The organism is Gammaproteobacteria bacterium (assembly GCA_013003425.1).
Classification (GTDB): domain Bacteria; phylum Pseudomonadota; class Gammaproteobacteria; order Steroidobacterales; family JABDKV01; genus JABDJB01.
In genome coordinates this window covers 1-24,354 of sequence record JABDJB010000051.1, presented here as the reverse complement: position 1 = coordinate 24,354, position 24,354 = coordinate 1, and the positions used below count along the sequence as shown (strand labels likewise).

Here is a 24,354-nt window from a genome sequence, read left to right as displayed (position 1 = left end):
CCCGCCGGTATTGCTTGCCGGCCGGGTGAATACGGGTACACTCGCCGTCTCATGTTCCAGCGTGTCATTACTACAGTGCCTGTATCTGCAGCAGCAACCAGGCCTCGCGATTCCATCGGGCCGGTTTGCCCGGTGCCGTTATGAGCCCGGTCAGGCTGATGCTGGGGCCGCAGCGGCCGACGCCCAACCTGGGGGAAGCCTGTGATGCAGCCGGCGTACCTTCCGGCACGCTGGCCGTGATATCGGCCGGCCTGAAGGAGGCCGAGGCAGATATCGATCATGTGCGCCAGGCGCTCGGCCGGCCACTCGAGGATCTCGCCCTGTATCAACGTGCCGAAGCGGTCTTTGCCACTGATGCGGAGCTTGCTGCCGCCTGTCGCGCGCGCCAGGACCAACTGAAGGGGCAGCAGCGGTTATACCGCCTGCGCCTGCGGCAACTGGCGACTGCGGCGCGAAAGCTTCTGAAGACAAAGGGCGATGCAGAAATGCTGGCCGTCGAGCAGCGCCATGCGATTGAGCAGTTGCGGGCGCTCGACCGTCATCATCTCGAGCGCACACAGGCGATAAACATGCAGTGTGACGAAGTGCTGGCGGATAAGCCTTCCGAGCACTTGTCTCGTCACCGCGATGCCGTGCGACAGGTGTTGCAGCGGTCGGCCGGTCTGGTCATCACCGGCGGCAACCTGGCCATCATTCTCAACCGCATGCGCCTGTTTGGAGTCGAAGAGCTAATCAAAGATACGCATGTGGTTGCCTGGTCCGCCGGGGCGATGGCGCTCGCGCAACGTATTGTGTTGTTCCATGATCGTGCGCCGCACGGGCGGCGCGAGCCCGAGATTTTCGGTGCAGGTTTCGGGCTGCTGCCCGGTTTTATTTTCTTTCCCGACGCCGCGGCAAGGTTACGTGACAAGGATCGTGCACGAATGGAGCTGTTGTCGCGGCGCTTTGCTCCCGATCAGTGCATCGCGATGGACAATGGCACCGCCCTGCATTTTTCCGGTGCTGCCGTTGTCTCCGCCAGCAACGCACGGCGCATCGCAAAGGATGGCGGTTTAGAGAGTTTTCGCACGTCATGAACCCGCAGCTGCGACAACTGTTCCGCAAGGGGTCACCGGCGCCTGCCGCGCTCGAGGTCTTTATCAAAGAGACGGAATTCCCCCTGGTTGACGGCAGCGATGTAACTTTTGTCTATCACGGCCAGGCCGACGAGGTTTTCCTGAGGTGCTGGATTGCCGGTCTCGATACGGCACAGCCGTTTCAGCAACTGGCTGATTCCGACCTTTGGGCGACAACGATTGAACTGCCAAGGGGTTCGCGCATCGAGTACAAGTTCGAGGTTGTCAGCAATGGCCACCGGGAGCTGATCCTCGACCCGCTCAATGACGTGCTGGCGCACGACCCGTTTGGCGCGAACTCTGTATGCCAGGGTTACGGCTATGAGCGGCCCGACTGGACGCAGCATGATCCTTCCGTCCGCTCCGGGTCACTGGAGCAATTGCACTTCGATAGCGCAGTTTTTGGCGAGCAGCGCGAAGCTGTTATTTATCTGCCGGCCCGGTTTCGCAAGAATCGACGCTACCCGCTGCTGGTCGTGCATGACGGCAACGATTACCTGAATTTTGCTGCGCTGCAGACGGTGCTGGACAATCTCATCCAGGCGCTTGAGATACCGCCACTGATAGCGGCGCTGATACAGTCGCCGGACCGGTTGATAGAGTATTCCGGTAACGATATGCACGCGGATTTCGTCGCCAACGAATTGCTGACACAGCTGACAGACCGCTATCCGCTGCTGGACGAGCCGCAGTCACGCTGCCTGATGGGCGCCAGCTTTGGCGGGGTGGCGGCATTGCATACCGCCTGGCGCAACCCCGGTCTGTTTGGCAGGCTGTTGCTGCAATCGGGGTCCTTTGCGTTCAGCGACCTGGGGCGCCACCAGCGTGGCCCGGTTTTCGACCCGGTGGTGCAATTCATGAATGAATTCCGCAAGGGTCCCGGCCCGGTAGCAAATCGCATCTATCTCAGTTGTGGTATCTACGAATCGCTGATCTACGAAAACCGCTCACTCGTTCCGCGTCTGCAGGCCGAGGGCATCGAAGTGCGATTCGAGGAGGCTCGTGACGCCCACAACTGGGAAAACTGGCGGGATCGGCTGCGCACCGGGCTTTCGTGGCTGTTTCCCGGCCCGCTTTGGCTGGTTTACGAATAGACTGGTACTAATCACGAACTACTTTTGACAGGATTTACACGACAATGGCAACGCGAACTCGCCGAATAGGGCTTTCACTCGGGGCCGACATCTGCTGGCCAATCTGTTACGAAGGATTGCTGCGGAAACTCGACCTCGAAATAAAGACCGGGAATGAAACGCAGCGTTTCGAAGTGGAGCGCGTGCATATTGAACCTTTCGACCTGCGCCAGGAGTGTCGTTACGATGTCGTGATCGACCGCCTGACACACTGGTACCACACTTCGCGTGAGTGGATAAAGAAGTCGATACTTACCGACGACCTGTACGTGTTCAACAATCCATGGTCACTGACGGCAATGGAAAAACACACGAGTTACTGCGCCATGATGCGGCTGGGTTTTCCGGTGCCCGACACCTGGCTGGTGCCGCCAAAGGAGTATGCCGAGACCCCGGATCTGCAGCCGACTTTGCAACAGTACGCAAACCTGTTCGATCTGGGCGAGATTGGTGACCGTATTGGCTATCCGCTGTTTATGAAGCCCTATGATGGTGGCGCATGGGTTGGCGTGACTGCGATTCACGATCGGGAAGCGCTGCACGATGCCTACGACAAGAGCGGCACGCGGGTAATGCACCTGCAGGAAGCGGTGTTGCCGAACGACGCTTTTGTGCGCTGCCTGGGGTTGGGTCCGCAGTGGCGTTTCGTCAATTATGATCCGGCAGCGCCGTTACATGACCGCTACCGTATGGATACCCATTTTCTGTCTGCAGAAGACGAAAAACTTCTCGCGGACATGACCATGGTTATCAATGCGTTTTTCGGCTGGGATTTCAATTCCTGCGAAGCGCTGCGGGGCAAAGGCGTATGGCGGCCGATTGATTTCGCCAATGCGTGCCCGGATTCCCAGGTAAGTTCGCTGCATTTTCATTTCCCGTGGCTGATAAAGGCCAACCTGCGCTGGTCAGTCTTTTGTGCAGCAACCGATCGCATCATGCCGACGCTCAACTGGCAGCAATACTTCGCGATTGCCGCTGAAGACAAGCCCTTTGAGGACAAGCTGGCCGACTATTCCCGGCTCGCGATGGCCCATTTCGAGTACGATCGCTTTGGCGAGTTTTGCGAAAAGCACCTGGGCGATCTCGATGAGGTTGCACTGGAGTTTTTCGGTTCCGACGCAGCCTACGATGCCGTACGACAAAAGGTGGAGGCGCTGTACCCGGAGCATGAAGTAGAGGAATTTACTCAGCTGTTCTGGGATCGCATTCAGCAGTGGCGGCAACAGGACAGCGCGGCCTGATATGCACAAAGAGATTACGCATTGGTACACGCAGCGGCTGGAGCAGCACATTCAGCTGGTGCGCTGGGGTCATTACGGTACGCCGGTGCTGTTGTTTCCCACGGCAGGCGGGGACGCCGAGGAGGTAGAGCGTTTTCACCTTATCCACAGTCTCGCGCCGCTCATCGATGCCGGAAAGATCAAGGTTTACTCGACAGACAGCGTTGCGGGCCACACCTGGGTTACAGGTGAGCATTCGACTGAATATCGCTCGCGGGTGCAAAACCTGTTCGACGCCTACATTTATCATGAAGTCATGCCGGCTATCCGTAATGACTGTAAATCTGGTGACATAGAGATCATTACAGCCGGTGCCTCGATCGGCGCATTCAATGCAGTGGCGACCGTGTGCCGCCATCCGGATGCCTTTCGTGCGGCCGTTGGCATGAGCGGCACCTATGACCTGTCAAAGCTGCTCAATCACGGCATAAACCAGGATTTCTATTATTCTTCGCCGCTGCACTTCCTGTCAGGGCTGGAAGGCCCGCTGCTCGACCAGCTTCGTACGCGTTTCATACTCCTGGCGAGCGGCGAGGGTGATCACGAGGATATCGGCGAGTCCTGGCGGATGGCGCATGTGCTGGGCAGCAAGGGAATTCCAAACCGGGTCGACTCCTGGGGGCCTGAATGGCCTCACGACTGGCAAACCTGGCGGGAAATGCTGCCGCAATACCTGGCGCAGCTGGCCTAGAGCGCTGCCGAAGGCCGCGTGTTCTTTACCGGCGTGACCTGCGCTGAGCCAGATGCCGATCAGTTCAGCTTGCCGTCGCGCCAGTATTTGGTCCCCTTGACGGTGGCCTGCAGCGCCAGACCGCTTTCGGTGAGCTGGTAGATCGACACGTCGTCGACAATTGCTTCTCCGCCGACGGCAGCGCCCTTGTCACCAGCCTTCGCAGCCGCATCAGCCTGACCGCCGAATGCCCATCCATGCTCGATGAAGTCATTCATTGTCTCGCTGTCGTGAAACACAAACACCACGCGATAGTCTTTTACGCCGGCACCCAGGCCGATACCGACCTCACCCATGCGCATGTAAGTATCGCGGCCGGTTTCGTTGTTGTGCACGACCCCATACCCACCGCCAAAACTGGCCAGTATGAGGTTGACATTGGCGTTGCTGAACACTGCATAGCCGGGCGCTTCGGCAACCTCGGCCCGGGCGCTCCTTTTCTGCCGATAAAGCTGCTGCAGCACGTCGTTTTTCATTTCCTGTATCGCATCGCGTTTTTCCGCCGGCGTCGCGCCGCGGTTGGTGACACAGGACGCAAGCAGCAACGCCAGGATTAAAGCGAATAAACCGTGGACTAATCGCATCGTGGCCTCTCGATAAGCTGGCTGTCAGGGTCAATAGTCTACAGAGGCCGCCAGATTTTTACACAGCATGGGCAAAAGGTTGGCGGCCGGCGGGAGCCGCTCGCATCGTACCTCTGCTGGGCGGCTACTCCTGCGGCGCTGAGGGATTTCCCGGATAGGTTGTGCACAGGCACACGCCTACCCTCAGTCCCATATTCAACAATTCCGTTGAGGCGTCGCGAAAGGCCTGCAGCTCTTGTCTGCAGTGCGAGCCGGGCAGCTGTCCGGAAAAGCATCGCGCCTCTCACCAGGAGTACAGGCCATGTTGCGCTTCAGTCGCTTTGTTATCGTCGTTTTCCTCAGCACGTCATTTTTTACCACACCGGCGCAGGCGGTAACCCGCGACGCTGTAAAGCGCGATTACGATGCTCGACCGGCGCTAAATGCAGGGCTGAATGTGGTGCCAACGGCGGCGCAACAGGTCGCGCTTGACGCGCTGGAGGCGTCAATAACTTCACTGGGTTATTCGATAGATCACGCCAGCGGCGTTACGCGTACGCTGTCCAACCACACCGGGTATCTGACCGGATCGCAATCCGGCGATCACGAAGCCATCGCGCTGGCCTTCGTCAACGCAAATGCAACGCTGCTCGGCCTGTCGGCTGCAGATCTCACGGATATGGAGCTCGAAAGCAAGGTCTATTCAGCCGTCAGCGGCGCAACGCATATCTACTGGCAGCAGGTAGCGGCCGGGTTGTCGCTTTATAACGGCCAGCTTCATGTGAATGTTAATCGCGACGGTCGTATCATCAGCGTCAATAACAGGTTCCTGCCGCAGCTGGCCGGAGCAGTAAACACCACAACGCCCGCATTAACCGCCGCCGATGCCGTGGCAGCTGCAGCCGCACACCTTGGCACTACCGCCGGTGCCGTGAGTGTCCAGCAGGCACCGAGTGGTACGGATCAGTACACGGTGCTATCCGCACCTGCTTTTTCGCAGGAGCCAATCGAGGCGCGGCTCACGCTGGTGCCGATTGCGGCCGGCAACGCCAGGCTGGCGTGGAATTTCCTGGTGTTCACAAACGACAGTCAGCACATTTACCAGTTCAATATCGACGCGGTCGACGGCACAACCTGGACTCGCTTCGACGCCGTCGACTCGGCGACCTACGAAGTTTACGAGCAGCCTGTCGAAAGCCCGAACCACACCGCGCCGCTGCCGCCGGCGGATGGCAGGACGATTCAGTTGGATCCGGCCGACGCTACGGCATCACCCTTCGGCTGGCACGACACGGATGGTTTTGCCGGTGCCGATTTCACGATTACCCGCGGCAACAATGTCGAGGCCTACGAGGACCGTGATGGCAACAATAACCCGCCGGCTGCACAAGTGAACTGTGGGCCGCCGCTGGACTGCACTGCGCCAATCAACCTGACCGTAGATCCTGTCAACCACATCCCGGCCTCTGTCATCAACCTGTTCTACTGGAACAACATCATTCATGACGTGCAGTACCAGTACGGGTTCGATGAAGCCGCCGGCAACTTCCAGCTCAATAACTATGGTCGTGGCGGCGATTTTGCTCTCGACCAGGACTGGGTCGAGGCAGAGGCCCAGGACGATGCCAACGACAATTCAACAAACGGTGGCAACTGCAACGCCAACTTCGGCACGTTGCCGGACGGCTTCACCGGGCGCATGCAAATGTACACGTGCGACCTGGTCACCCCCGAGCGAGACGGTGACCTCGATAATGGCGTGATCGTGCACGAGTACGGCCACGGTATTTCCAACCGCCTCGTTGGCGGCCCGCTCAACACCTTCTGCCTCGAGGGCGACCAGCAGCCGGGCGAAGGCCTGTCTGACTGGTGGGCGCTTGTGTATACAGCCGAGGTCGGCGATACCGGCCCGGATGTACGCGGTATTGGTACCTATCTGTTTGGCCAGGCACCTGACGGACCCGGCATCCGACCGTTTCCGTATTCGACTGACAACAGCGTCAATCCTGACACCTACGAATCGATAGGTTCGCGCGTGGCGCCACACGGCGTTGGCTCGGTCTGGGCGCAGGCCGCGTGGGAAGTTTACTGGGCGCTGGTCGATCAGCACGGCTTTTCGCCGGATCTTTACGATGCGATGGGCGGGTCTGGTAACCAGCGCGCCATGCTGTATGTCAATGAAGGTCTGAAGAACACCATTTGCCAGCCGACTTTTGCCGATGTGCGTGACGGCATCGTGCAGGCGGCAGTGGATAATTATGGCGGCGAAGATGTCTGCCTCATCTGGCAGGCATTCGCCGACTTCGGCCTGGGCGCCGATGCCGTTCCCGGCACGCCCGCCACGACTGTTGTTGTCAACGGCTTTTCACCGCCGCGCGAGTGTCAGGCCGACTTCACCCTGAGCGTTACGCCGGATGAACTCGCAGTGTGTGCGCCCGCGTCTGCCGATTACGTCGTCGATCTTGGAGTCAATCCCCCGGCGGTACCGGCGGCGGTTACGCTGTCGCTAAGCGGTGCGCCGGCCGGAGCAACAGCGACGTTTGCACCTAACCCTGCCACCGCACCGGCAGCCAGCGCGCTGAGCATTGCCACTCCGGGCGCCACGCCGGGAACGTTCACAATGACTGTTACCGGTGACGATGGCGGCACTTTCCGCGCGTCGCAGGATATCGGGCTGGCGCTTTACAATGCGCCAGCCGGGCAGCCAGTGCCTGTAGCGCCTGTCGACGGTGCCGAACGCGTCGGGCTGGCTCCTTTATTCCGCTGGGATGACGGCGGTCAGGGCGGCAGCTACGAACTCACTCTCGCAAGCGATGCGGCGTACACCAGCGTGATTGCGTCGACAACGACGACCGAGGCGTCGCACACTTTTGATCTCACGCTGGATCCGTTTGCCACCTATTACTGGCGGGTGCGCGCGATGAACTCGTGCGGAGATTCAGCTTTTGCCGAGTCGTCATTCACGACCGGTGCGCCTGGTTTCGTACTGCTGGTCGATGACGATGACAATGACCCTGACGTTCGGGCGGCCTATACGGCTGCACTTGCAAACCTGGCCATGCCGCATGACGTGTGGGACACCGCCAACTCGGACAATGAGCCAACTGCGGTTCAGCTGTCCGCCTACAATGCAGTTGTATGGTTCAGCGGTGATGAATTCGGCGGTTTTGCCGGCCCGGGTGCTGCAGGAGAGTCGGCGCTGGGCAGTTATCTGGACGCCGGCGGGTGCCTGTTGCTGAGTTCACAGGACTACTTCTACGATCGTGGCAACACGGCGTTCATGACGACTCATCTTGGTTTGCTGACTGCCACGTCTGATGTCGAGCAGGTAACCGTGGGCGGCGCGGGTTCGATATTCGGCACGCTCGGTAACTACTCATTGGATTACCCGTTCAGCAATTACTCTGACGATCTGGTTCCAGAACCAGCAACCTCAGAAATTGCGTTTACCGGTAACGCCAGTGTGCCTGGCGGAGGTGCTGCTATTAACAAGACTGATGGCATCAAGAGCGCATATTTCGGCTATCCGGTCGAGGCGCTTGGACTCGTCGACCGGACCCAGGTCATGGCAGCATTTTTGCTCGATCGGTGCGGCCTGGTTGCGCCCGACAGCGATTCCGATGGCATCCTCGATATACAGGACAACTGTCCGTTTACCGCCAACCCCGGCCAGGAAGATCAGGATCTGGACGGGCTGGGTAACGTCTGTGACAACTGCATCGAGGTCGACAACCCTGACCAGTGCGACACCAACGGCGACAAGTTCGGCAACCTCTGTGATGCTGACCTGGACAACAATGGCATTGTCAACAGCTTTGACCTGGGCATCATGCGAGAGGAGTTCGGCAAGCAAGGCAAGAATGACGCCGATCTCGATTGCGACGAGGTCGTCAATACGTTCGACCTGGCAATCATGCGCGAACTGTTTGGTACCGCACCGGGCCCGAGCGGCACCGACTGAGCTGTTCCGCGAGCCAGTAATAAGGGCACCGGCCCGGGTAATTGCATAAATGGCAATGCCCGGGCCCGGCCCGTTATGATTGGTGGATGAAGATCACGATATTCACCACCGGCGGCACCATCGACAAGGTTTATTTCGACGAGAAAAGCCGGTATGAAATCGGCGCGACCACCGTGGGGGAAATACTCCGTGAGGCGCAGGCGACGATCGAGTATGAGCTGGTGGGGCTGATGCAGAAGGACAGCCTCGAACTCGACGATGCCGATCGTGCAAAGATCCGGCAGGCAGTGGCCGATTGCGCCGATGACCGCATCATGGTGACCCACGGCACCGATACCATGACTGACACGGCGGCGGTGCTGCAGGGTATCGCCGGCAAGACTGTTGTGCTGACGGGCGCACTCAGCCCGGCACGCTTCCGCTCAACCGACGCATCGTTCAATGTCGGCATGGCCATAGCGGCACTGCAGGTGTTGACGCCCGGAGTTTACATTGCGATGAGCGGTGAGATCTTTCCCGCTGGTACGGTGCGCAAGAATCGCGAATGCAATCGATTCGAGCGTATCTGATATTAATTGCTGGTTGAACTGTGAATCATGTCCGCGCGTCAGGTGCCGTATAACCGCTATGTTCTGCGGTACCCATGCGACCGAATGATAGAAGCAAAATAATCAACACCATCAACTACGCCGTCCGGCAGGTGGACCCGGATAGCAGGAACCCGATTGTCTGGGCACTACTGGCGCTGATATTTGCATTTGCCATGACAGCGGCCGGATTTTTTGCCGGTTCAGTACTTGCCTATTTCACCTATGCATTGACGCCCGACGGCCTGAATCGCGGCTGGCCGGCCCTGATTGTATTTACAACAACGGTCGCGCTGGGAGCGCTGTTTGGCCTGATCCGCGGCTGGCTGATGTTTCGCAGCAAGGTCCCGGGTGTGTAAATCAACGGTTGCCTGGGGCACTGATTTCCGCCGCGCGGGCGGCTGATGGCCCGGCCGGCCTTTTTCAAATCTGGGTTATGGATCCGGAGTCCAGGGTTGGCAGCCTCCCCCGGGTCTCAGTGTTCTTCGTCGTCCCACAGGCGGACACCGCCGATGATGCCTGCGATGTTGTCGACAGGTTGTACGCCGCCCGGCATTTCAAGCGTCAGTTTTTTTGTATTGCCGCCACCGAGATACAGCACGCGCGGGTTCCAGATTGGCAGCATGATCCCGATGGCACGCAGCACGCGCTGACTCCACTTCTTGTTGCCGATCTTGCGTCGCTCCTTGTCGCCGAGGCGCTGCTCGTAGGTTTTTCTTTTTTCGAACGGGTGATGGCCGAGTTCCAGGTTTGGCACCAGGTGGCCATTGGTGAAAATGGCAGAGCCCAGTCCGGTGCCGAGCGTTACCATCATTTCGACACCGTGGCCTTCAACGGCGCCATAGCCCTGCATGTCGGCATCATTGACCGCGCGGCACGGCTTGCCGGCCAACTCGGCCACGCGCTCGGCCAGCGGGACGCCATGCCAGTTGCCGTCCAGGTTTGGCGCACTGTGCGTGATGCCGGCAACGACTACACCGGGAAAACCGACTGATACACGGTCGTACTCCGGCTGCAGTGCAATCAGCTTGCCAATCACCTTGAGGACAGCCTTCGCGTCAGCGTGTTTCGGCGTGGTAATGCGTTCGCGGTCGTTCAGCGGTTGCCCTTTGGCATCGAGCACCATGCCCTTGATGCCCGAGCCGCCGACGTCGATGCTCAGTGTTTTTGGCCCCACGATATCTCCCCTGGTGCGGTGCTGGACGGATTATATTGCGACCGACGGCGTTTTGCGCCTTTCTTGTTAATATTGCCGCTGGACTTAATGCTGCGGCGAGGACTGGAACTGATGAGCGACAACCCACGTGGCATGCTGACCACCCGCACCATGGCCATGCCGGCCGATACCAATCCGTCCGGCGATATCTTTGGCGGCTGGGTGCTGTCGCAGATGGATATAGCAGCGGCGATCTGCTCGGGCCAGCGCGCCCAGGTGCGCGTGGTGACCGTGGCCTTGGAGAGCATGAGTTTCATCCGGCCGGTCAAGGTCGGCGATATTCTGTGTGTTTACACCGACGTCACCAAAGTAGGGCGCACGTCCGTGACGGTCCACGTTGAAGCATGGGTGCGCCGCGATCGCATTGGCAATCGGGAAAAAGTCACCAGTGGCGACTTCAAGTTCGTCGCCATTGACGAAAATGGCGTACCAACGCCTGTACCGCCGGAAACCAGCCTGCCGGACTATGCGCGTTCGCTTTCGCGCCTCGATTGACCGCGTCGGCTAGTCTTTCGCGTGGCCTCGCTGCAGATCGCGCACCAGGGTACGGGTGAGGCGTTCGGTGGTGATAAAGCCCCAGGACCAGTCAGCATCGTAGTCGGCCAGCGGGTTCATCTTTAAGATTTCGTCCGCCGAATGGCCGGCGTCGAGCAGCTTCTTCACTCGCTCACAGGAATCAACCAGCATATCGTTGGCGGCCTGAACGTCTTTCCTGGTAGCCAGCGGGCCGTGGCCGGAAATTATCTTCGTGTCATCACCTGCCAACGCAATAATTTTGCGCTGTGCCGCAACGTAGCCATCGACGCTGCCGCCTGAATCGAGATCGATATACGGAAACAGGCCATTGAACAGCACGTCGCCAGCGTGAATTACATCTGCGTCGGGAAAGTGCACGATGGAATCGCCGTCGGTGTGGGCATTGGCGACATGGAAGACATGCACGCGCTGGCCGTTGAGGTGCAGGGTTACCGCGTCATTGAAAGTGATTTCGGGCAGCCAGTGTGCGGTGGCCGGCATCTGGCCATCAGGTCCGGTGACGCCTTCTTCCACCAGCCGCTGTCGCAGCCGGTCATGTGCAATGATGGTGGCGCCGGCTTCGCTCAGCCCCTTGTTGCCACCAACGTGATCGCCATGGGCATGAGTGTTGACTACAAAATCAACTTTGCCGCCCACCTGTTTGCCGATGGCAGCATACGTCTTGTCGAACAGCGGCAGCATGCCATCGTCGATGAGTATCGCCCCGTCATCACCGGTCAGCAGTCCAAGGTTGCCGCCGGCAAAGCCGCCAACGCCCTGCAGCATGTGAATGCCGGGCGCGACTTCCGTCGACTCAAAGCGGATGTCTCCCTGAGCCTGCGCGCTGGCGCAAAGGCTGCAGCAAAGTATGAGGGTACATAGTCGCATGGTGGTATTTCCTGTGTTTACTCGGTTGTCAGCGCTCGACCGGGATCATTGCATCGGCTTCTTCATCCGTGATTGCCGAAACTTTGAGGCGCCAGTTTACTGCAGTGGAGATCACCCGGAAACGCATGCGGCCGGTTTCACGGAACAGCTTGGTGCCGGCGCCGGCGTAGCGCGTGCGCAATACCATGCCCTGGTGGCCAAGAAAGACAGCGTCGAGCAGGTTTATCTCGATGCCGGCTTCGCTGGCGTAATCGGTGGTAATACTCCAGTCGAGCAGCCAGGGGCCGGTCACCTCGAATTCCTCAGTGAGCTTGTTGCCGGAGCCGGAAAATTCAACCAGCACCTCTTCTGCTGCCGCGCCGGCTGCCAGGCCCAGCGCAACAATAGCGATTAGAATTTTCATACGTAGATTGTTACTGACCCTGCTGCCGGCTGTCCATCAGCCTGAATTGTCTGGCGTGCCTTTCGCCTGGTGTCGCCGGAGTTTGGTATCACAGGCCTTAAGACCCGCCCGCGGCGCAACGGTTCCGGTACTCGAGGAAATCAGATGCGCCGCCGCCGACTGGCGGGACGCTAAAGCGGGCGCAGAAGCGGGCATGCAGCTAGAATCAGCACAATTGGGTAAGCAGGAACGAGCACCATGAAACGTATCAGTTTATTTGCAATGTTGCTGGCAGCAGTCGCAGGGTGTGCTGCGGACAGTGTGCCTGACCAGGCTGTCGCCGCTGCAGCCGGTGACGACAAGTACATTGTCGATGAGTGGCAGGTGCCGTACGAAAAAAGCCGGCCGCGCGACCCTTTTGTCGACTCGACCGGGCGTGCGTGGTTCTGTGGCCAGGCTGGCGCCTACCTTGCGTACCTCGAGCCGGGTACAGGGACGTTTCACAAGTATGACCTGGCCGACGGCGCCGGGCCGCATAACCTCATTGTTGATAGCGACGACCAGGTCTGGTTTGCAGCTAACACGCTGCCATACATCGGCCGGCTCGATCCCGCCAGCGGGGAGGTTGAGAAATTCCCAATGCCGGATGCGATTCGTGACCCGCACACGCTGGTGTTCGATTCAGCCGGTGATATCTGGTTTACCGCGCAACGCTCGAACTACATCGGCAAGCTGCTGGTCGCAACCGGCGAGGTAAGGGCATTTGCCGTACCAGTGCCGTCGTCGCGGCCGTACGGAATCAGGGTCGATGCCGGCGACAGACCCTGGGTAGTGCTGTTTGGCAGCAACAAGCTGGCAACAGTGGATCCCGCAACGATGCAGCTGGAAGTGATCGACCTTCCGCGTGAAGAAATCCGTCCGCGGCGGCTCGAGATCACGGCGGATGGTGCGATCTGGTATGGCGATTACGCGACGGGTCGGCTGGGCCGGTTCGACCCGGAAACCGGTTCCGTCAGGGAGTGGTTAATGCCGGGTGGCAGCAGGGCGCGGCCATACGGTACAGCGCTGGATGACAACGGCGCTATCTGGCTGGCAGAGGGTAGTTCACCCAACCGGCTGGTGCGCTTTGATCCTGTGGCCGAGGATTTTACGGACGTTGTCGAGTTGCCAAATGCTCAGGGTTCGGTACGGCACATGTATTTTCATGCACCGTCGCGTGAGATCTGGTTTGGTGAGGATTCCAACTTCATTGGCCGCGTGCGGCTGAACTGAGACTACACGGGTCTTACGCTATTTTTTGTACTTGTCGTTAAGGCCTTTGCCGGCGACGATCATCGGCAGGATTTTTTTCAGCCGGCGGGTTTTCGTTTCGGCTTTCTTTGCGTCGGCAATGTAGTCGGCATACTCACGCTGCCGCCCCGGGGTCAGCAGGTCGAAAGCCTCCCGCGCCGTCCTGCTCCGGGCCAGCGTGCGTTTCAGCTCCGGCGGTAACACGACCGGTTTCCCGCGTTCGGCCCTGATCTCTTTGCCGGTGGCGGCCAGCTCCATGGCTTCTTTCAGGTATGCGCTGATCAGCCGTACCTTGATTTCATTCGCCGACTTGAAGCGCCATTGACGCATCGCCCGGGTCTTGCCTGACTGGGCATTAACCAGCACCCGGCTGCGGTCGCGCAACAGCGCACCCTGGAAAAACCACAGACCTACATAGGACTTGAAGGCGCCGAGGCCGACGACGTTCTTGCCGGCGTGCATGTAACACGGGCCACCCCATTTGATGGTCTCATCGAGGCCGGCATCGAGCAGTATCTTTCGCAACCGTATCAGCTCTTCCTGCCCCCGGCTGGCGCTCTGGATGTAATCGTCGACTGTTTTGCCACGCTGCACGAGCTCGCTCCGCGTATGCCAATAAAACGACTATAGGTCAGTGGCCTGCTATCAACAAAATGCCCGGCCAGGGACGAGGCTCGGCATATTAGGCGCTTGCAGGAGCGGCTTCAGCCGCGAATCCCCGAATGCCCGAATCTCACAACACAGGTTCGGCCGTCGCTACGAACCGTCGATGTTGATGATGCCGATATAGGGCAGAGTGCGATCTTTCTCGGCGTAGTCGAGTCCATAACCGACCACCCATTCGTCGGGTATATTGAAACCGGAATAGTCCACTTTCACTTCGACCTGCGTGCGGCCGGGTTTTTGCAGCAGCGCACAGGTGCGTATTGATGCGGGATTGCGGGTCTCGAGCATTTCTATCAGGTAGTTAAGCGTGTTGCCGGAGTCGACAATGTCTTCGACGATGAGCACGTGTTTGCCTGCGATGCTGTCACGCAGGTCCATTATCAGCCGCACGCCACCGGAAGTGCTGCCGTCGTCATAGCTGGATACAGCGATAAACTCAATGACCCGAGGAACCGTCAGGCAGCGGGACAGGTCGGCCAGGAACATGAACGCACCCTTCAGAATGCCAACAATTACCAGCGGCCCCTTGTCAGCATAGTCAGCTGATATTTCTGCCGCCAGCTCGTCGACCCTGCGCTGAATCTCTTTCTGACTGATAAGGATGCTGGCGTTGAGTTCACTCATCGGTAACTCCGTGCAATACGAGCAGTTCCAGCACCAGGCAATTTGCGTAACCGCACTATTCCCTGACAAAGAACCTGCCTGCCTATAGCAATTGCGTCTTTCGACAATAATTCAAGGGCAGTTTAGCGTTGTGCCTGTTTTCCTGCGACATTTTTTTGTGGAAGTCCTGATCATACCCTCTAGGTAGTACTCCCGATATGGCTAAAGATTTTGGCTCGTTACCGTGTAATAAGGTAAGGCGGTGGCGGGTTTCAAAGCTACTTTTGACTCCGCTCCGCTGCAACCGCAACCGGCCTGAAACAGGCCCGGAGGTGCGCAATGTCAAACATTCTTATAAAACTGATGTTGGCATTAGCAGTCGTCACCTTATCCGCATGTGGCAGCGATGGTAACGACTTCACGGTAGCCCCTACGCCGCAACCGCCTGCGCAGGGGGCTATTACTACTGACAACGCGCAGGACCTGACTCAGGATGTGCTGGAGGGCGTCACGTCGCTTTTCGACGCAACCGAGATGATCAATGTCATCGGTCTGCCATTGCCTGGAGCGTTTGCAGCGGCCAGCGATTTCGCAGTAGCCGGTGATACTCCGTTTGCCAGGCTGTATGGCTTCAAGCCTGCTGTACCGCGTGTCGGTGGACCGATTGTTGATACCGGAGATTGTGATGCCGGTACATATACCAGCACGTGGATGGACATGGACCTCAATTTCCAGATCACGACCGGCGATACCTTCGATCTGGTATTCGACGGGTGCTTCTGGTCAGATCCAGGTATCACACTGGTTGGTGATGCAGCAATAACCGGCATTGAAATTACCGGTGATGTGCTGGGTGAGATTCCGCCCTGGACGCTGGCCTTCACGATCGATTGTGAGGCGCTGAGTGGTACCGATGTCGACCAGTTTGAAGCCACCATGTCCGGCGGATTCTCCCTGGCGGCAGAAACCCAGAATGGGCTCATTATTGAGCTGTCACTGACTGGTGACTCGGTCAGCTGGATTCGCAGTGGCGATACTGACACGTTGATAGATTTTGTGGTGGATGAGATTTTTGATTTCAACACCATGACAGCAACGCTCGATGCAGTTGGATCGTTGGACAGCACAGTGGCAGGCGAAACAGTCACATTCGAAACGATGGAAAGCTTCGTCATCATCGGCGAGGGCGAGCCGTCAGCTGGCCAACTGCTTATTACGGCGGCTGACTCGAGCGTCCTGGTCAGTGTTATCGACAACATCAGTCTCGAATTGAGTGTCGATACCGACAACGATGGAGTGCGAGAATCGACCTTCAATATCACATGGGAAGATTTGGACCTCGACTGAAAACAACAATAAATGAAAGGAGGCCGCGCCAGCTCGTGCAGCGCGGCCTCCGACCGCCGGCGCTGAGCTCACCCAGCGTTCACAGGTCATTCGAAATGCGGCTTACCAGAGGCTTCCCGGCGTAGGTACAAGTTCGAATTGCGCAGGGCAGCGGCCGGGCCAACTATCAGGAGTGGCCCCCGGGGAATGGTCCCCGCGGCCTTATAGTGAGGTTAGTACTATGTCGAAGGTACATAAAATTACACCCAGAATGGGAAAAGAGATCGGCGTGAAACGGGCACTAACCCCATTCGCACACAGCATGGAAGATCTGTTCGAGAACTTCCTGCCGCGGCGCTGGATGGGCGGTATGGATCCATTCATCGGAAAACGGCCATGGGCCGAGTTTGAGGGAATGTTGGATCGCACTGACATGCGGTTCGATATACTTGATCGTGACCATGACCTGGCTATTCGCGTAGAACTCCCCGGAGTAAAAAAAGAAGACATCAATATCTCCATCGCGGGTGACTACCTGACTGTTGAAGCAGAGAGAGTGTTCAAGGAAGAAGAAGTAGAAAACTATTTCCGCAGCGAGCTCGGCACGGGCAAGCTGATTCGCACCATTCTGCTGCCGGTCGAGGTTGAGCCCGAAAAGGTGATGGCCGTATTGAAGGACGGCATCCTCGAGATTGAACTGCCGAAAGCAAAACCGGAAAAACGTCACGTCGTGAAAGTTGCCTAGCGGCTTTCGATGCCCGCCGGGGCGGCAACCGTCCTGGCGGGTTTTGTGATTTCGCCCCGAGAGTTCGAATTCATCGCGGCAGCAGGCTATGATTTGCGTGCCGATTAGCGAGGAGCCTGAATGGCCGCCAGTAAATTCGGATCGCAGTTCGCCGCCCGGTTTGCACACAGCAGCTACGCTGACGGCAGCTGGCTGCCAGCACAAATCGAGCCGGTTGCCACACTGAGCCTGCACCCGGCTGCACATGTGCTGCATTACGCCAGCACCTGCTTTGAAGGGCTTAAGGCCTACCGGCACGCTGATGGCAGCGTACATTTGTTCCGTCTCGACCGGCACGTCGCCCGCATGCAGCGCAGCGCGGAATTGCTGTGCCTGCCGGTACCGCCGGCCGACCACCTGGCCAGTATGATCGCCGGCCTGGTTGACAAGGTGCGCGACGAAGTTCCTGATTACCCGTCCGCCCTTTACCTGCGACCGGTGCTGGTCGGCGTCGACCCGAACATCGGCAGCGCGGCGCATCCGACCAGAGATGCATTGCTCTATGTGCTGGCTTCGCCGGTCGGAAGCTATTTCGCAAAGGGCGCCAGCACGCTGCGCCTGCTGGTGGAAACCGAACACATGCGCACCACGCCGGAATTTGGCGAAGTCAAGACTGGCGGCAATTATGCAGCTGGGCTGCGGCGGGTCGTCGATGCCAGGGCCGCACACGGTGTCGACCAGGTACTGTTTTGTCCTGGTGGTGACGTGCAGGAAACCGCGGCGGCCAATTTCCTGCTGTTGAATGACAAAAAAGTGGTCACCAAGCGCCTCGATGGTTCGATTTTGCCAGGCATCACGCGCGCGTCGGTGCTCAAGCTGGCGGGGCAGGCCGGTTACCAGGTGGAGGAGCGTGATATCGAAGTCGCCGAGATGCTGGAATGGGTAAAAACAGGCGAGGCGGCGCTGTCCGGTACGGCTGCGGTACTGACGCCGGTCGGTGCCCTGGTACATGACGGCAGGGAACACCCGGTCGGTGATGGGCAGGCGGGCCGCAACACGCAACGCTTGTGCGAGGTACTCATGGCTATCCATGGTGGTCGCGCTGCCGATACGCACGGCTGGCTGACGCGTGTCTGACACAGGACCGATGATCAGGATGTCCGGCAAGGCTGCGTTCACGGTATTTGCGGCATTGGTGCTGGCGAGCTGCAGCACTCTGGTGTCGACAGGTCCAGGCGCCGCAGCGGCAGCCAATGCAGGTCCGCAGTACCTCGGCAGCGATACTTTCCTGATCAAGGGCACGCACGAGGCAAAGCGATATCACTGGGCGCGCCACGATGGCCGGCGTGTGACATCAATGATCACGATCCAGCATGAACGCATCCTCGATGGGGTCGAGGGACAGTACGAATTCAACATACCGCCGGAAAAATACCTCGGCGGCAGCAACTACCGCTTTAGTGCTGAACCGGTGCAGCTGTGGGGCCATGAATGGGTGCACAACACGTGGGCTTTTGATGCTGACCAGAGTGCCGCGGAGAACCCTGGCAAGGAGGCTGAGCGTACCGCGCTGCTGCTGACGCAGCACGACCTGGTAATGGGCGGCGGGCGCATCATGTCACGCTACGTGCGCGCAGTGGGTGAGGATCAGCGGGCCGAAGTCATCGTGTTCTACACCGAGACGCTTGCGACAAATGGTCACACTATTGCAGATTTTCCCGACGGCGGCCCGGTCAGCGAGGTATACGACAAACTATCGGCTGCAGTTATCGAGCGCGGCCACGCAGAGCTGGCGCTCATCGATCCGCGCTATGCCGAACCAGTGAAATAGCGGACAGTTTATAAATCCGGCTAATTCAGGGACAGTTCACTTATTACTATGGTAATAGTGAACTGTCCCTGACACGGGCTGCCGGCCCGGGACAATTTTTTATTGAACGTCGAGCGTAACGTTGTCCGCGTTGTAAATCGGCACGAACGTCAGGCCGCCGCCTGCATTGGTACCGTTGACCGTCGAGAACGTTCCGCTGCGTGAACCAGCGCCGAGTATTTCGAACATATTTCCAGGCGCTGGCGCGAAGCCTGCTACCGAGATATCAAGCGTGCCATTCAGTGACAGCGTCGAGCTGCCGGTCATGTCGATCCGGCCGAAGTCGGCAAGGCCTGTCCCGCTGATTTCGACAGCAAGACTGCCACCCGCGCCCTGTACATAGTCAGAGGTACCCGCAATGCTCGCGCCGGCGTCGATCTCGATCGAGCCGTTATTGGTAAAGGGCCTGCCGTTCAGCGTAATCACCTCAGGCTGGTTGGCCCTGATGGTTCCCTGCAGCGTAACCTGGCGACCGCTACTGGTTGATCCAATCAACCCACCTACAGTCAATGGCCTGACAGTGATACCGGAGCCTATGGTGAGGTTCGTCGAGCCGCCAACGGAAATACGGTCGCGTGTGTCGTTGGCAGTGGTGCCGCCAAACAGCACTTCTCCCGTACCATCGAGGGTCTGGTTTCCGTCGAACAGCAGGGATGTCACGGATCCCGTGCTCGCAAGCGTCAACATGTTATTCAGCGTTAAGCCGTTGGTTACGGTGCTGGTAACCCCGTCACCAAGGGTGGTATCGACATCAAGCGTCACACCATTCAGGCCACCGTTGCCGCTGATCAGGAAAGTGGTACCGGTTACGGTGCCGCCGGTGATTTCGCCACTGGTGCCCAGCTCCCACGTGCCTGGTACGGTGTCCAGGTCAAGCGTGAGGCCGGCGTTGTCGAGTATGCCGTTCACTGTCATCACGCCAGTACCAGTGCTGGTGAAAATTCCCAGGTCAGCGAACGAGAACAGCCCGCCAAGTTCGGCATCAGAGTCAACCAGATCGATTGCTCCCGTGTTTGTCCAGATATCGCTGGTGGTGTTGTTGCCGATGTCCAGCAGGCTGTTTGAAACCGTAATCGGACCGTCGTTGACCCACTGCCCGAACAGTGCCAGCTCGCCGCCACCGCTGATGGAGATATCCGCCGCCGCGCTGGCACTCCAGTCACCACTAATCTCGATATTGCCGCCCAGCGTTGCAGCCACGTTGCCGGTAATCGACATTGGGTCTCCAAAGATCGAGATCTTCTTGCCGGAGACAGCCGAGCTGACGGTTCCGTTAACCGTCAGGCCGCGATTTGCAGTTGTTGTGCCAAGCCAGCCACCTACTGTATCTACTGCCACTGTAATTGCTGGCCCGACCGTCAATGTGTCGCCGCTGCTGCCTGCAGAGAAACGATTGCGGGATTCATTGGCTGTATTGCCACCGAAGAGAATCAGCCCGCTGCCATCCACTGTCTGCGTTCCATCGGCAATCAATTGAGTGACGGAGCCATCGCTCTTCAGTGTGATTGTGGAACCACTCAAAGTCAGTCCATTGCGCAGGTTGAGGATTTGTCCATTCAGCAGGTCCATGTTGGCATCGAGAGTGACATTGTCGAGTGCGCCATTGGAGCCGGTTACCTCCAGCAGCGTGCCGCTTATCGTGCCGCCGGAGACAGTGCCGCTGCCAAACTTCCAGTCACCCGGGAGGGTGTCGATATTGAGTGTCTGCCCGGTGTTATCGAGAAAGCCGTCGATAGTCACTGTACCGTTCGAACTGAACGTGCCGATGTCAGACTGCTGGAACGAACCGCCCAGCGAGACATCAGAATCGACCAGGCTGATGCTGCCCAGGTTAGTCCAGGGCTCGGCGGGATCGTTACCGATATCCAGGAAACTGTCGGTTACGGTGATGTTTGCACTGCTGGTCCAGGTGCCGTTGAGTTCCAGCGTGCCACCACCGGCCATCGTCATGGTGGTTGCACCGGAGGCCATCCAGTCGCCATCTACAACCAAGCTTGCCCCGGCGCTGCCACTGAGTGATCCGTCAATAGCAAGCGGATCGCCCTGGAGGGTCAGCACCGCGCCGCTCACGTCGGCGATTGCACTGCCCATGAAGGTGAGACCGCGACCTGCTGACGTCGTGCCCACCCAGCCGCCGGTCGTGCCAGTGCGAACCGTAATGCCAGCATCAACGGTGAGTGAGTCGCCGTTGTTTCCCGCAAAAACACGGTTGCGAGAGTTGTTGGCTGTGGAACCACTGAACAGTATGGTGCCTGTCCCATCCAGTAATTGCGTGCCCTGGAAGATCATTTGCGTCACTGAACCATTGCTGATCAGTGTATAGGTCGAGCCATCCAGCGTCAGGCCGTTGAATACGTCTACGATCAGCCCGGTGTTCTGCTCAACCGGAAGACTCAGTATGGTGCCATCCAGGTCGCCGTTTCCCACTATGGTAAGACCGCTGCCAGTGACGGTGCCATCCTGAATAATGCCGCTGGTACCGAGCTGCCAGGTGCCCGGTTCGTTATCGACGTTGAAAGTGAGACCGGTGAGAATCAGGCGGCCGTTGAGAGTACTGAGGCCATCAACGGACATATTGCCAATATCAGCGGGTACAAAGACGCCGCCAAGCTCTGCGTTGGAACTGACCAGGGTTATCGTACCCAGGTTGGTCCACGTGTCAGCATCGTTATTGTCGCCAATGTCCAGCAGTCCATCTGTGACACTCACGACGGCTTCGCTGCTCCAGTTGCCGTGCAATTCCAGTTCCGCGCCAGTTGTCGTGGTCATTGTTGTGGTATCTGGCGCTGTCCAGTCGCCATCAACCTCAAGTATTGCCCCATTGCTCGCGGTGAGCTCAGCGTTAACTGTCAGAGGATCACCCTGAATCAGAAGTTCGGCGTCAATTGCGTTCGCATCGGCCGTGCCGCGAAAAATGAGTCCGCGATCCGCGGCCGTAGCGCCTATCCAGCCGCCGGTCGTTCCGGTCTGCACCGTAATTCCAGACTCGATTGTCAGCACTTCACCAGCGGTTGACGCCAGTACCCGGTTACGGCTGTTATTGGTGGTGCTACCGCTGTAGAGCAGGGTGCCTGTGCCGTCCAGGGTCTGGTTGCCCCGGAATATCAGCTGTGTCACTGAGCCATTGCTGATGACGGAATAAATCGAGTTGAGCGTCAGACCGTTGAATACCTCGACGACAGTGCCGTTGGCCTGTTCCGCATCAACAGCAAGAATGGTGCCATCAAGTCCGGCGCTACTGACTATCGGCAACAACGTGCCGGTGACAGTGCCGTCCTGGATAATGCCGCCGGTTGCCAGCTGCCAGTTGCCGGGAGCAGTGTCCAGATCAAACGTCAGGCCGGTCAGTACCAACCTGCCATTCAGCGTAGTAGTACCGCTGCTGGTCAGGTTGCCTATATCGGCGGGACCAAAAACCCCGCCCAGCTCGGCGTCAGAACCTGTCAGCGTGATAGTGCCCTGATTGTCCCAGAAGTCCGTGCTGTTGTTGTTGCCTATGTCGAGCAGGCCATTGTTGACGTTGACAGTCGCCTGACTCACCCAGCTGCCAAACAGCTCCAGCTCCGAGCCACCGTCCGCCGACATTAGCGCCGCCGCGGTCGCCGTCCAGTTACCGGCAACGGTAACTTTGGCGCCGCCTGTGGCGCTGAGCAATCCCCCGGTAATGCTCAGTGGATCACCCTGCACGGCAAGCTGGGCAGCGGCAACATCGGCGATGACCGTGCCAGCCATATTTACACCGCGCCCGGCGCTGGTCGTACCCAGCCAGCCACCGGCCGGGCTCGATCGGAGCGTAATACCGGGCTCGACAGTAAGTACGTCACCCGCATTCTGCGGAACGAGCCGGTTTCTGGACGGGTTGGTAGTCGAGCCGGAATAGAAGATGGTGCCGGTACCGCCAAGCGTCTGAGAGCCGCGAAATACGCCCTGGGTGACTGAGCCGTTACTTGCCAGCGTGAGGTCGCTGTTATCCAGCGTCAGGTTGTTGTCAAAATTGATTGTCAGTCCGTTGTCGATCGTCAGGTCGAAAGCCAGCGTTACATTGTCGAGCACGACGTTGCTGGTCAGCACCAGCGGGGCACCGGGCCCTTTGGTTGCTACACCGCGCAGGACACGGGCGTTGCGCAGCCGCGTGTTGGTCGAGCCGGTCATATTGAGCGTTCCCTGCATATCCAGGTCGCCGTTTACGGTCAGGGTGCCACCGGAAAGCTCGATGTCTGCATCGCTCAGCACACCGGCGCATTCATTGCTGCCGGTGTCGTGGGTAACCACGATGCCCGGCGTGTCGATCAGGGCGAAGTTGGGCGCGATCGGTTTGTTGGGGAACCAGTTCTCCGCAACGTTCCAGTCGCCGCTTTCCGGGTTGACCCAGCGAACCTGGCCGACCGGTCCCGGTGGTGCCAGGAACCCGACCCTCACCAGGGCCAGGTCCTGCAGGTCTATGGAGTTGTCGCCGTTGAGGTCGGCATCGATGTCGTAGCCGGGGTTACCGGCCGAGGTCAGGAAAACCTCACGAAACAAGGCCAGGTCGAGCAGATCGACAATGCCGTCATTATTGATATCCGGGTCACAGGCATTGCCGTAACCGTCGCCATTGCTGTCGAGCTGGCTGGCGTTGGATTGCAGCAGGCAGTTGTCCTGCCGGTCGGGTATGCCGTCGGCGTCCTGGTCAGCCAGCGCCTGCGTGGCGCCCAGGCCAAGTATCAGGACACCCAGCAGGCGGGTGACGCTGAATGGCGTGCTCATCGGGTCCCTCTTTATCGCTCGTCATGTGGAAGCGATTGTTATTTCGCACTTTTCCGGTGTGCGCGGGCCGCGAATTGTCCACGCACATCATGAGTATAGGCGGCGGAAAGCGCGGCCGCTGTACGGAATTCCCGCAGGCCAAGCGGCTGCATCGGCAGCCTTGCCGACGCAGCAGGCAACCTGGACTGAGAAAGGCGTTCATGACAAACCCGCATAACACCGTTACATTCACGCCATGTCTGAAGGAAACGCAACACTGCTGGTGTCCTGTCCGGATCAGCCCGGCCTGGTAGCGCAACTGACCGCATTCATCCATGGCAATGGCGGCAATATCGTTCATCTCGACCAGCATGTGGATACGGACGACGATGTGTTCTTCATGCGGGTGGAGTGGGCGCTGCAGGATTTTGTCATTCCGCGCGACGCGTTACCCGGTGCTGTTGCCAGGCTGACCGACCCGCTGGGCATGCACGCAGAGCTGTATTTTTCCGATGCGCCGGTCCGTATGGCGCTCTTTGTGTCGAAGCAGAACCATTGCCTGTACGACCTGCTGGCACGCCACGAGGCCGGCGAGCTGCCGCGGGTGGAAATACCGCTGATTGTCTCCAACCACATTACGCTCGAGCCAGTAGCACAACGCTTCGGTATCCCGTTTCATCACTTTGCGCTGAGCGCAGATAGCAAACCGCAGGTTGAAAAGCAGCAACTGGCGCTACTCGCTGACGCCGGTATCGATACCATCGTCCTGGCCAAATACA

Annotated in this window: 21 protein-coding genes; 14 read left to right on the top strand and 7 right to left on the bottom strand. The window is 58.7% G+C overall.

Translation table 11 applies throughout. The annotated features are described in order from the left end of the window. The first annotated feature begins 140 nt into the window (after positions 1-140). The 4 genes from HKN06_07880 to HKN06_07865 are packed head-to-tail and all read left to right on the top strand — an operon-like array spanning position 141 to position 4,219. Positions 141-1,076 (top strand): type 1 glutamine amidotransferase-like domain-containing protein, encoded by a 936-nt coding sequence (locus tag HKN06_07880; protein NNF61233.1) that lies wholly within the window; start codon positions 141-143, stop codon positions 1,074-1,076. Then, the gene (locus HKN06_07875; protein ID NNF61232.1) at positions 1,073-2,209 is read left to right on the top strand and encodes an enterochelin esterase; all 1,137 of its coding nucleotides are present in this window, start codon (positions 1,073-1,075) and stop codon (positions 2,207-2,209) included. Before HKN06_07880 ends, HKN06_07875 begins: the two co-directional genes overlap by 4 nt. Before the next feature lie 44 nt (positions 2,210-2,253). Beyond that, positions 2,254-3,489 (top strand): hypothetical protein, encoded by a 1,236-nt coding sequence (locus HKN06_07870; GenBank protein NNF61231.1) that lies wholly within the window; start codon positions 2,254-2,256, stop codon positions 3,487-3,489. Position 3,490: 1 nt separating this feature from the next. Beyond that, positions 3,491-4,219 (top strand): hypothetical protein, encoded by a 729-nt coding sequence (locus HKN06_07865; protein NNF61230.1) that lies wholly within the window; start codon positions 3,491-3,493, stop codon positions 4,217-4,219. Positions 4,220-4,278: 59 nt separating this feature from the next. Here HKN06_07865 and HKN06_07860 read toward each other — a convergent pair whose 3' ends face one another. Further along, complete coding sequence (locus tag HKN06_07860) at positions 4,279-4,842, bottom strand: hypothetical protein (protein ID NNF61229.1); 564 nt, start codon at positions 4,840-4,842, stop codon at positions 4,279-4,281. Between the two features lie 301 nt (positions 4,843-5,143). Between HKN06_07860 and HKN06_07855 the strand changes: the two genes are divergently transcribed. The 3 genes from HKN06_07855 to HKN06_07845 all read left to right on the top strand — a co-directional run bounded on the left by HKN06_07855 (position 5,144) and on the right by HKN06_07845 (position 9,728). Continuing rightward, complete coding sequence (locus HKN06_07855) at positions 5,144-8,782, top strand: hypothetical protein (GenBank protein NNF61228.1); 3,639 nt, start codon at positions 5,144-5,146, stop codon at positions 8,780-8,782. An 86-nt stretch (positions 8,783-8,868) separates the two neighbouring features. Continuing rightward, positions 8,869-9,351, top strand: coding sequence for an asparaginase (locus HKN06_07850; protein NNF61227.1), 483 nt, complete (start codon positions 8,869-8,871; stop codon positions 9,349-9,351). Between the two features lie 74 nt (positions 9,352-9,425). Further along, the gene (locus HKN06_07845; protein NNF61226.1) at positions 9,426-9,728 is read left to right on the top strand and encodes a hypothetical protein; all 303 of its coding nucleotides are present in this window, start codon (positions 9,426-9,428) and stop codon (positions 9,726-9,728) included. A 116-nt stretch (positions 9,729-9,844) separates the two neighbouring features. Here HKN06_07845 and HKN06_07840 read toward each other — a convergent pair whose 3' ends face one another. Further along, on the bottom strand, positions 9,845-10,546 hold the full coding sequence (locus HKN06_07840) for an ROK family protein (protein NNF61225.1): 702 nt from the start codon (positions 10,544-10,546) through the stop codon (positions 9,845-9,847). 111 nt (positions 10,547-10,657) lie between these two features. Between HKN06_07840 and HKN06_07835 the strand changes: the two genes are divergently transcribed. Continuing rightward, entirely contained in the window at positions 10,658-11,080 is a 423-nt protein-coding gene (locus HKN06_07835) for an acyl-CoA thioesterase (protein ID NNF61224.1), read from the top strand. Between the two features lie 9 nt (positions 11,081-11,089). On the opposite strand, the gene HKN06_07830 is transcribed toward HKN06_07835, so the two are convergent. Further along, positions 11,090-11,989: an MBL fold metallo-hydrolase gene (locus HKN06_07830; GenBank protein ID NNF61223.1), complete on the bottom strand. Its 900-nt coding sequence runs from the start codon at positions 11,987-11,989 to the stop codon at positions 11,090-11,092. A gap of 28 nt (positions 11,990-12,017) precedes the next feature. Beyond that, a complete protein-coding gene (locus HKN06_07825; protein NNF61222.1) occupies positions 12,018-12,392 on the bottom strand; it encodes a hypothetical protein in 375 nt (124 codons plus the stop codon). 237 nt (positions 12,393-12,629) lie between these two features. On the opposite strand from HKN06_07825, the gene HKN06_07820 reads away from it, so the two are divergent. After that, complete coding sequence (locus tag HKN06_07820) at positions 12,630-13,643, top strand: lyase (GenBank protein ID NNF61221.1); 1,014 nt, start codon at positions 12,630-12,632, stop codon at positions 13,641-13,643. An 18-nt stretch (positions 13,644-13,661) separates the two neighbouring features. On the opposite strand, the gene HKN06_07815 is transcribed toward HKN06_07820, so the two are convergent. Together HKN06_07815 and hpt are read right to left on the bottom strand one after the other, a co-directional pair. Beyond that, on the bottom strand, positions 13,662-14,255 hold the full coding sequence (locus HKN06_07815; protein NNF61220.1) for a hypothetical protein: 594 nt from the start codon (positions 14,253-14,255) through the stop codon (positions 13,662-13,664). A gap of 162 nt (positions 14,256-14,417) precedes the next feature. Then, positions 14,418-14,951: a hypoxanthine phosphoribosyltransferase gene (gene hpt / locus HKN06_07810; GenBank protein ID NNF61219.1), complete on the bottom strand. Its 534-nt coding sequence runs from the start codon at positions 14,949-14,951 to the stop codon at positions 14,418-14,420. A 318-nt stretch (positions 14,952-15,269) separates the two neighbouring features. Between hpt and HKN06_07805 the strand changes: the two genes are divergently transcribed. From HKN06_07805 to HKN06_07790, 4 genes are all read left to right on the top strand, one after another. Continuing rightward, entirely contained in the window at positions 15,270-16,277 is a 1,008-nt protein-coding gene (locus HKN06_07805) for a hypothetical protein (protein NNF61218.1), read from the top strand. 268 nt (positions 16,278-16,545) lie between these two features. Next, the gene (locus tag HKN06_07800) at positions 16,546-17,001 is read left to right on the top strand and encodes an Hsp20/alpha crystallin family protein (protein NNF61217.1); all 456 of its coding nucleotides are present in this window, start codon (positions 16,546-16,548) and stop codon (positions 16,999-17,001) included. A gap of 120 nt (positions 17,002-17,121) precedes the next feature. Continuing rightward, the gene (locus HKN06_07795; GenBank protein NNF61216.1) at positions 17,122-18,117 is read left to right on the top strand and encodes a branched-chain amino acid aminotransferase; all 996 of its coding nucleotides are present in this window, start codon (positions 17,122-17,124) and stop codon (positions 18,115-18,117) included. Further along, on the top strand, positions 18,110-18,811 hold the full coding sequence (locus HKN06_07790; protein NNF61215.1) for a hypothetical protein: 702 nt from the start codon (positions 18,110-18,112) through the stop codon (positions 18,809-18,811). The genes HKN06_07795 and HKN06_07790 overlap by 8 nt, the downstream gene beginning before the upstream one ends. Positions 18,812-18,910: 99 nt before the next feature. Here the strand turns inward: HKN06_07790 and HKN06_07785 are convergent, their stop codons facing one another. Then, entirely contained in the window at positions 18,911-23,596 is a 4,686-nt protein-coding gene (locus tag HKN06_07785; protein NNF61214.1) for a hypothetical protein, read from the bottom strand. Between the two features lie 235 nt (positions 23,597-23,831). On the opposite strand from HKN06_07785, the gene HKN06_07780 reads away from it, so the two are divergent. Beyond that, positions 23,832-24,354 (top strand): ACT domain-containing protein (locus HKN06_07780; GenBank protein ID NNF61213.1); only part of this gene is annotated, 523 nt, incomplete at its 3' end.